Here is an 8,640-nt window from a genome sequence, read left to right as displayed (position 1 = left end):
CCATCAGCTATATATAAATTATTAACTTTTTCAAATTCAGATTCTAATTTTTTTATTATTTCTTCATTTTTTATAGTCCAAACTCTATGAGTGACATCATCACTTGTTGTAAAGTTTATTTCCGGAACGCTTGAAACTATGCTTTCTAAAATTGAATTTATTTTTACCCTATCATCATAAATTAAAAAAATAGGTCCTGTATTTGAATCTAAAACATCTATGTGTTTAACCCTATCGTCTTCTTTGTCAGCTCTTGTCTTTTCATGTTTTTTTATAGTGCCATCTAAATAATCATCTATTGAAACACAACACACCAATCCAAGTTGTCTTCTTCCTTCGAATGTCAACTCATAAAGATATAGATTTGGCTTATCATCTTTGATTAAAATATTCTCTTTCATTTCATCAAAGTTTTGTTTTGCTCTATTGTAAACTTCTTGAGATTTCTCATCTGTTCCATCTGGTAATGTAGCTATAGGACTATCTACTTTTAAAAAACTATATTTTTCTTTTTCTATATCTCTTTTAGCTTCTTCTACACTATAAACGTCATATGGAAGTGCGGCAACTCTATCCGCTAATTCATTCATAGGTCGAACTGCACTAAATTTTCTAATTTGTACCATATAATTCTCCTACTTTATAAAACGAACTCTTACCACTCCATCAATAGCTTTTAACTTTTCTCTTAAATCCTCATTTACTTCACTGTCTATATCAATCATGGTATATGCCCAATTACCTTTATGACGATTTAAAAGATTTGCTATATTAATTCCCTCATTGGCCAGTATCGCACTTATTTGCCCTATCATATTTGGAATGTTCTTATGATTTACAGTAATTCTATTAACTGAATTACAAACTCCCATATCACAATCCGGAAAATTAACTGAATTTTTAATGTTTCCAAATAATAAATATTCAATCATCTCATTAACAACCATTATGGCAGAATTTTCTTCACTTTCTGGAGTTGAAGCTCCTAAATGAGGAATATTTATGGTGTTAGGTAATTCAAAGCTATCATTGTCCGGAAAATCGACCACATACTTAGCAACTTTTCCGCTCTCTAATGATTCTCTTAATGCTTCTATTTCTACCAAACCACCTCTGGCTATATTTATAATTCTTATCCCATCTTTTGCTATACTTAAAAGTTCTCTATTTACAAAATTTTCAGTCTCTTCTGTTTTTGGTATATGAATTGTAACATAATCACAATTTGTAAAAATATCTCTAACTTCTGTAACATAGTTTACTTTTGAATTTAGGTGTAGCGCATTTTTTAGTGAAATAAAAGGATCATGACCGTATACTTTCATGCCCATATTAATTCCCGTCTCAGCTACTAGCTGTCCCGTTGCACCAAGGCCTATAACACCTAATTTTTTTCCGTATAATTCAGGACCAACAAACTCTTTTTTCCCTGCTTCAACTAATTTTGGGATATCTTCTTTGCCTTTTAGAGTTTTAGTCCATTCTATTCCCTCTACTACTTTTCTTGATGCCAAAAGTAGTGCAGTAAGAGCAAGCTCTTTAACTGCGTTTGCGTTACCTCCCGGAGCATTGCAAACCACTATACCATTTTCAGAACACTTGTCTATTGGAATATTATTAACTCCCGCACCTGCTCTTCCAATGTATAAAGTGTTTGGTGAAAATTCGTAGTCATGCATTTCAGCACTTCTGACCAAAATTCCAACCGGTTCACTTTCGTCCTCTATCAAAAAATTATCTGCCAATAAATTTAATGCTTTTTTAGAAATATTATTTATTATTTTTACTGTATATTTTCCCATGTAGTCCCTCCCTTAGCGATTAGCAACTTCAAATTCTTTCATGAATTCAACCAATTTTTCTACACCTTCTACAGGCATAGCATTATATATACTTGCTCGCATTCCACCAACGGAACGGTGACCTTTTAAATTTTCAAAGCCTTTTTCTTTAGCTTCTTTTACGAATTTTAAATCTAAGTCTTTATTGCCCGTAACAAATACTACATTCATTAAAGAGCGATCTTTAGTTTCTATAGGATTTTGGAAAATCTTGCTGTTGTCTATAAAATCATAAATTAAGTTAGCCTTTTCTTTATTCCTCTTTTCCATCTCCTTTACCCCACCATTTTCTTTAACCCATTGTGCAACAAGTCCTGAAATATATATGTTATAACAAGGTGGTGTATTATACATTGAGTCCTTTTCTAAATGTGTTTGATAATTTAACATAGTTGGTGTAATTTCTTGAGCATTTCCAACCAAATCCTTTTTCACAATAACTAAAGTTACTCCACTTGGACCTATATTTTTTTGTGCTCCTGCAAACACCAAGTCAAATTTATTCATATCATACTCTTCGGATAAAATATTAGATGACATATCTGCCACAATAGGCAAACTAATCTTATCTACTATTTCGGGCCTAATTCTTGTACCGTATATTGTGTTGTTAGTGCAAATGTATATGAACTTTGCATCACTTCTTATTTCATCTTCTAGTATTTTTGGAATATAAGTAAAATTCTTATCACTTGATGACGCCAAAATTTTTACATCTGCATATCTTTTTGCTTCTTCATATGCTTTTTGGGCCCATGACCCTGTTATTAGATAATCTGCCTTTTCATTTTTATTTAGTAAATTTAAAGGCACCATAGCAAACTGAGTATGTCCTCCACCTTGTAAAAATAAAATTTCATACTTGTCATCCAATCCCAATAATTCTTTGAATGTACTCTTGGCATCTTCTTGTATTTGCTCGTAGGAGGATGTTCTATGACTCATTTCCATAACTGACATTCCACTACCTTTGTAATCTAACATTTCTTTTGCAGCTTTTTCTAGAACTTCTACAGGCAACATAGAAGGTCCAGCTGAAAAATTTAATATTCTACTCATAGTTATCCTCCTTAAAATAAATATTTATTGCAATAAACTTATCCCTCGTTTAAATGCTTAGTAAAAATTCTACTACTTTATTAATTAACGTGCAACAGTATTTTTTGCAGATAACGTTTTTATTTTAAATCCTAAATTGCAATATCAAATTGAACTATTTCTCCCAAAATATCAACTAACCCTAATTTATTTAGTTCTTTTATGAACACCTCTAGAGGCGTTCGGTAATTTAGGATTTTTCTTGGTAAATTGTTCATCCAGTTCATTATTTTTAAATAGTGGTCTTCATCGTAGTTTAATAAGGATTTTCCTTTTGGAAGGAATCTTCTTATTAGGCTATTATGTTTTTCGTTACTTCCTCTTTCTTGTGGGTTATTTGGATGGCAATAGTATATATCTCTAACTAAGCTATTTTCTAGTTTTGTTAAGTTAGCAAATTCTAATCCATTATCACTTGTTATGCTTTTGAATATTGCTGTGGAGTTTTCTAGTTTTGATAGTAATTTTTCTAATTTTTCATTAACTGATGATGAATTTTTTGTTGCAATTTTTAGTATTATTTCCATCCTTGTTTTTCTTTCTGTTTATAGTAATTAAAGCTGGTTCTTCTTTATTTTTCTTTGGTACTACTGTGTCTATTTCCCAATTGCCAAAGCTTGACCTTTCTTCTATTTCTAATGGTCTTTCTTCTATGCTTTTTCCAAGTTTTCTTTTACTTTTTATAGTTCTTTTAATAGATGTTTTTCTTCTTAATTTCAGGGGCAAGTCTATAGATTTTATTTTTAAAAGACCTAGGTCTACATAGTTATATAAGGTTCTTGTACAGAGCATTTCACCAGAAAAAAGTTTATGTCTCTTTGCATATCCACAAATTACATCTAAAGGCCATTTATCTTTGGTAAATTTAGTATGAACAAATTCTAAAAATTTACTACATTCCAAAGTTTTATATGGTTTCTTAGAATTTTTTCTATGTTTCTCATAGACTCTCTTTCTTGTATCGGGATAATATACTTCTACTTCTTTATCGTTTTTAATTTGGGGGACTGTTCCTCGTTTTAATTCATTTCTGATTGTATTTGAAGATCTATTGAGTTCTTTAGCTATCTTGTACGCAGAATAGCCTTTATTGTGTAAAAGCTGAATTTGTCTTCTTTCTAAATCATTTTAATGTTTATTTTTTCTTGAATTTGTTGTAGTATTATTATATTCCATAGTCATCACCTTTTGGTTTTTTGTTTTTGGTGAATCAATTATACCAAATGTGATTTACTATGGAATTTTTTTAGTTCATTTTCATTTTACAATTAACCTTTTAGATACGAAATATCATGCTGCTTCTATAGTTGTCAAACATATATGACAAGAAATCAATCTAATAAAATTTTTCAAAGGGCATACTTGTCTTCTAAAAACAATTCTATTTCTCAAGATGAAAAACGAAGCATACCTTGGCTGGCGTATGAATTGTTTATAATCTTATACAATCCCTTTGAAATAGTTCTCAACCATCTCATTTGGCGCCTTAAAACCTAGCACTCTTCTTGCTATATTATTTGTTCTTACTCTATATCTTTGAAAGGCTTTATACATGTCTTTTTCTCTTTTAAATCCTCTTTTTCTCTAAAATAATTCATTATATATCTCGTGGATTCTTTCCATTATTCCATTTTACCAAGGTCAATATGGTCCTATTCATACATATTCTACTCTATAAATATTCTAATACCTTTTAAAATTCTGATTTATTTTTGCCTCTTGTACACTTATAAATAATGTAATGCCAAAAGGAAAAAATAATATACCATCTGCTAATCTATTAGCATATATCTGTACATTTATCAGTAATTTCACCAATATAACATTTTCAGGAACATATTTAACATCTAATTGCCATTTTTTAACAAACTCTTTAGGTTTGTCTTAATACTTAAGGATATAATGCTTTTTTACTTTTTCATTATCTTTAAAAGATCTAAGCTTTCTTAATACGCCCAACAAGGAACGAGGATGTCTTTTATATCCTATCTTAAACTTAAGCTCTTCATACAGTTATATCATTGTAATACTACAAACAAATTCCAACTATTTATTATTTTATTTGCAATTTACATACATTGTATGTTAAAATAAATGAGTTATAAAACCCGACGGTATGGTCGAGGAATGAGAAACCTGAGGAGGTGCGATTATGTCAAAGAGATGTGAAATATGCGGAAAGACTAAATCATTTGGTAATACTATTTCTTTTTCTCACAAAAGAGGTAACAGAACTTGGTCTCCTAATATAAGAAGAGTTAGAGCACTTGTTAATGGTCAACCTAAGAAAATCAATGTTTGTACAAGATGTCTTAGATCTGGAAAAGTTGAAAGAGCCATTTAAAATTTCAGGACTGTTCTTGCAGTCCTTTCTATCTTCATTTATTTAAGTACTTAAGTACTAAGCCCAGATAGCTCAGTCGGTAGAGCAGAGGACTGAAAATCCTCGTGTCGCTGGTTCGATTCCGGCTCTGGGCACCAGAGATCTTGTTTAGGTCTTATATTCAATTAGCTAAAAACCCAATTCTTTTTGAGAATCGGGTTTATTTTTATATGCTATAAATTTTTTATTCCATACTTTCTAAAATACTTGTAAGTTCCTCTTTACTAAAGTTGTACTTGCTATTACAAAAATGGCACATTACTTCAGCTCTTCCATCCTCTTCTATGATTGCCTTTAATTCACCTTTTCCCAACGAAATTAAAGAATCTTCTACTTTTTCAAAAGAACAATCACAATTAAATCCTATTCCCTTCTTATCTAAAATTTTTATTTCAAAACCACTCATTACGGCCTCAACTATTTGTTCAGGAGTCATTCCCTCATCTAACATAGATGTTATTGATTTTATCTTAGAAATATTCTGTTCAATTTTTGATATACACTCATCATCAGCTCCAGGCATCAATTGTAGAATAAATCCTCCAGCAGCTTTTACTGAATAGTCCACATCTACAAGCACACCTAATGATACAACAGATGGTACTTGATCTGATCTATAGAAGTAATTTGCCAAATCCTCAGCTATCTCGCCACTTATAAGTTCAACTTTCCCAATATAAGGTTCTTTAAGTCCTTGGTCAGCAACAACTGTAAGAGTTCCTTTCCCCACAATTTTACCAACGTCTAATTTCCCATCAGATTCTCTTATGTCTGCATCAGCCATAGGATTGTTGACATATCCTTTTACAATTCCATTCGCCTTTGCAGTTACTACTATCTGCCCTATATCTCCATCACCCTTTATATTTAGAGTAAGTGTATCTGCTTCATTTTTTAAATTTTCAGACATCAATGCTGCTGCCGTTAAACTCCTACCCAATGCAGCAGTTGCCGTTTTTGAAGTATTGTGTATCTCTCTTGACTTTTCAACCATATTTTTAGAACTACAAGCAAAAATTCTAACTTGTGCGTCTTTATCAATTGCTCTTACTAAATAATCCATTTTACCTCCCAGCAACAAAAGTCAATCTGCTACATTTAGCTAAATCAACTCCATTGCTATAATTATCAAAAGTTTTTACATTATACCCTATTTCTTTTAATTTATCTATAATATAATCTGTTGAATATGCTTTTTGAATATGCTCTTCATAAAATCTATCATATAAATCGCCTACTTCTTTAAAAAAGTTGACAGAATAAGTATTTAAACATTCTTTTTCATCATAAAAATTTTCCCAAATATAAAATACTCCTTCATTTTCATCAACATATGTCTCTTTCATTGTTTCGAACTTATATATTGAATTCATATCAAAAATAAATAATCCACCCTCATTTAAATGCTCATAAACCCATTTAAATAATTTTTCTAGTTCTTCTTCTTTCAAAATATAATTTATGGAATCACAACTTGATACAACTAAGTCATATTTTCCATCGAACATTAAATTTTGCATATTTTGTTTGTAAAAATGAACACTCTTATTTACAAGCTTATTAGATGCAACGGCAAGCATCTCATCAGACAAGTCTATTGCGTCCACATCAAAGTCATTCACCAAAAATTCTGTTAAATTTCCTGTTCCACAGCCTAATTCTAAACACTTACCTTTAAGATTTCCATTTTGCCCAACCGTATCTTTTATAAACTTATAAACTTTTTCATAATCAAAATCCCACATTAATTCATCATACACAGCTGCAAAATCTTTATAATTATCCATTCATTACCTCATTATAAATATTCATTAATACTTCTCCAGAATTCTCTCTAAAAACAAACTTAGCTCTTCCATCTTCTGGAGTAGGAGTATTATTTATTATTATTAAATTCTCCACATATCTTGGCAAAAAATTTACAGGACTTACTGTCAAGCTCGAACCTATTACAATTAACAAGTCTGTATCCTGCAACTCATAAGTACCTTTTGTGTAATCATCTGGCATCATATCACCAAACATTACAACATTTGACCTAACTACTCCACCACATTTTTCACATTTTGGTGGAATTTCTCCGTCTTCAACTTTATCTTTCAAATAATTAAAGTAATACTTAGTGCCACATTTCATACAGTGCACTCCTCTAGTCTCGCCATGAACTTCATACACATTCTTGCTACCCGCTTCAAAATGTAGATTATCTATGTTTTGAGTTATTATTCCTGAAAGATATCCCGCTTCTTCAAGTTTTGCCAATGCAATATGACCATTGTTTGGTTTTCTGTCATTTAAATCTTTTAAAATTAAATATCCTTCAGAATAAAATCTTTCAGGGTCTCCAAGCATTGTATCAACAGAAAGAGCTCTTATAGGGTCGAATTTTTTATAATATCCACTACTTGACCTAAAATCAGGTATACCAGACTCCGTACTTATTCCAGCTCCTGTTAAAGCAAATACTTTCTTACTATTTTTTATAAGCTCAGCCGCCTTTTTAATATTTTCCATAACCTTAACTCCTTTTAATAAAAAACAACTTTATAATAAATAAAATACAAAATAAATAACGCTATTATCGGCACAAAATTAAAAAAGTCAAAAGTTTGAGCTGCTCTAATTCTCTGTCTTAGTCCATAAAATTCATCTTCCCTTTTCTTCTCAAAATACATTTTTCTATACATATTCTTTAAAATAAAAATTGATATTCCAGATAAGATAATCAATAAAGTTATTATATATAGTTGTAAAGAGCCTATATCGCGAGCCAGCGAAGTGCTTTGTAAATAGCTAAAGAGAGAGTCATTTATATATCTTGATGAGATTAGAGCTATGACATTATTTACAAAATGAGCAATCATACATGCAAAAATAGAACCTGTTAACTCTAAAAAATTACCAAACATTATTCCTAAAAGAAGCGGCGCTAAAAAATTTTGAATATCGAAATGAAATAGTGCAAAAACTAAAGCACTCATAAAAATCGCAAACCTTGGTCCGTAAATATCATATGAATTTATAAGAGCCCCTCTAAAAAATATTTCTTCACATATAGCCGGCACTAAACACATATAGAATAAATATCCACCTAAGTTCATATCCCTAGTTACTATATCCATAGAAAAATTATTTAACTCTGTTATATTAGAAAATATACTTAAAAATAATCCGTTTACTAATAAAATTATTGGATATGATAAAATTGTCATTAAAATGACTCTAAATATATTTTTTAAACTTATGTATTTAATTCTCAAAACATGAGTAAACTTTCCCGTACCTGCAATAAATAATGCTGGTATTAAAATTATAAAA

10 protein-coding genes and 1 tRNA gene are annotated in these 8,640 nt (G+C 30.4%); 2 read left to right on the top strand and 9 right to left on the bottom strand.

Annotated elements, in window-relative coordinates:
* The 5 genes from HMPREF9129_RS11400 to HMPREF9129_RS11990 form a co-directional block, all read right to left on the bottom strand.
* On the bottom strand, positions 1-626 hold a 626-nt coding region (locus HMPREF9129_RS11400; protein WP_004821251.1), incomplete at its 3' end, for a DUF1015 family protein.
* A gap of 9 nt (positions 627-635) precedes the next feature.
* The gene (locus HMPREF9129_RS05510) at positions 636-1,802 is read right to left on the bottom strand and encodes a phosphoglycerate dehydrogenase (RefSeq protein WP_004821250.1); all 1,167 of its coding nucleotides are present in this window, start codon (positions 1,800-1,802) and stop codon (positions 636-638) included.
* Between the two features lie 12 nt (positions 1,803-1,814).
* Positions 1,815-2,900 (bottom strand): 3-phosphoserine/phosphohydroxythreonine transaminase, encoded by a 1,086-nt coding sequence (serC, locus tag HMPREF9129_RS05505; RefSeq protein ID WP_004821246.1) that lies wholly within the window; start codon positions 2,898-2,900, stop codon positions 1,815-1,817.
* Positions 2,901-3,031: 131 nt separating this feature from the next.
* Positions 3,032-3,466, bottom strand: coding sequence for an IS30 family transposase (locus HMPREF9129_RS11995; protein ID WP_004821243.1), 435 nt, complete (start codon positions 3,464-3,466; stop codon positions 3,032-3,034).
* Positions 3,420-4,046, bottom strand: a complete 627-nt coding sequence (locus HMPREF9129_RS11990; protein ID WP_218563723.1) for an IS30 family transposase — start codon at positions 4,044-4,046, stop codon at positions 3,420-3,422. Before HMPREF9129_RS11990 ends, HMPREF9129_RS11995 begins: the two co-directional genes overlap by 47 nt.
* Before the next feature lie 1,045 nt (positions 4,047-5,091).
* On the opposite strand from HMPREF9129_RS11990, the gene rpmB reads away from it, so the two are divergent.
* Together rpmB and HMPREF9129_RS05485 are read left to right on the top strand one after the other, a co-directional pair.
* Complete coding sequence (gene rpmB / locus HMPREF9129_RS05490) at positions 5,092-5,283, top strand: 50S ribosomal protein L28 (RefSeq protein WP_004821237.1); 192 nt, start codon at positions 5,092-5,094, stop codon at positions 5,281-5,283.
* A gap of 61 nt (positions 5,284-5,344) precedes the next feature.
* A tRNA-Phe gene (locus tag HMPREF9129_RS05485) sits at positions 5,345-5,420 on the top strand.
* A gap of 86 nt (positions 5,421-5,506) precedes the next feature.
* Here HMPREF9129_RS05485 and hslO read toward each other — a convergent pair.
* From hslO to HMPREF9129_RS05465, 4 genes are all read right to left on the bottom strand, one after another.
* Positions 5,507-6,385: an Hsp33 family molecular chaperone HslO gene (hslO, locus tag HMPREF9129_RS05480; RefSeq protein ID WP_004821235.1), complete on the bottom strand. Its 879-nt coding sequence runs from the start codon at positions 6,383-6,385 to the stop codon at positions 5,507-5,509.
* 1 nt (position 6,386) lies between these two features.
* Positions 6,387-7,109: a class I SAM-dependent DNA methyltransferase gene (locus tag HMPREF9129_RS05475; protein ID WP_004821233.1), complete on the bottom strand. Its 723-nt coding sequence runs from the start codon at positions 7,107-7,109 to the stop codon at positions 6,387-6,389.
* Entirely contained in the window at positions 7,102-7,836 is a 735-nt protein-coding gene (locus HMPREF9129_RS05470; protein WP_004821231.1) for an SIR2 family NAD-dependent protein deacylase, read from the bottom strand. The genes HMPREF9129_RS05475 and HMPREF9129_RS05470 overlap by 8 nt, the downstream gene beginning before the upstream one ends.
* A gap of 14 nt (positions 7,837-7,850) precedes the next feature.
* Positions 7,851-8,640 (bottom strand): CPBP family intramembrane glutamic endopeptidase (locus HMPREF9129_RS05465; protein ID WP_004821229.1); only part of this gene is annotated, 790 nt, incomplete at its 5' end.

Source organism: Peptoniphilus indolicus ATCC 29427 (assembly GCF_000227315.1).
Classification (GTDB): domain Bacteria; phylum Bacillota; class Clostridia; order Tissierellales; family Peptoniphilaceae; genus Peptoniphilus; species Peptoniphilus indolicus.
This window is presented reverse-complemented; position numbering and strand designations above follow the sequence as displayed.

What these genes read in the sequence shown, in the direction of transcription:
- HMPREF9129_RS05510 (WP_004821250.1), bottom strand. Translation starts at nt 1,802, where the DNA reads ATGGGAAAATATACAGTAAAAATAATAAATAATATTTCTAAAAAAGCA.
- serC (WP_004821246.1), bottom strand. Translation starts at nt 2,900, where the DNA reads ATGAGTAGAATATTAAATTTTTCAGCTGGACCTTCTATGTTGCCTGTA.
- HMPREF9129_RS11995 (WP_004821243.1), bottom strand. Translation starts at nt 3,466, where the DNA reads ATGGAAATAATACTAAAAATTGCAACAAAAAATTCATCATCAGTTAAT.
- rpmB (WP_004821237.1), top strand. Translation starts at nt 5,092, where the DNA reads ATGTCAAAGAGATGTGAAATATGCGGAAAGACTAAATCATTTGGTAAT.
- hslO (WP_004821235.1), bottom strand. Translation starts at nt 6,385, where the DNA reads ATGGATTATTTAGTAAGAGCAATTGATAAAGACGCACAAGTTAGAATT.
- HMPREF9129_RS05475 (WP_004821233.1), bottom strand. Translation starts at nt 7,109, where the DNA reads ATGGATAATTATAAAGATTTTGCAGCTGTGTATGATGAATTAATGTGG.
- HMPREF9129_RS05470 (WP_004821231.1), bottom strand. Translation starts at nt 7,836, where the DNA reads ATGGAAAATATTAAAAAGGCGGCTGAGCTTATAAAAAATAGTAAGAAA.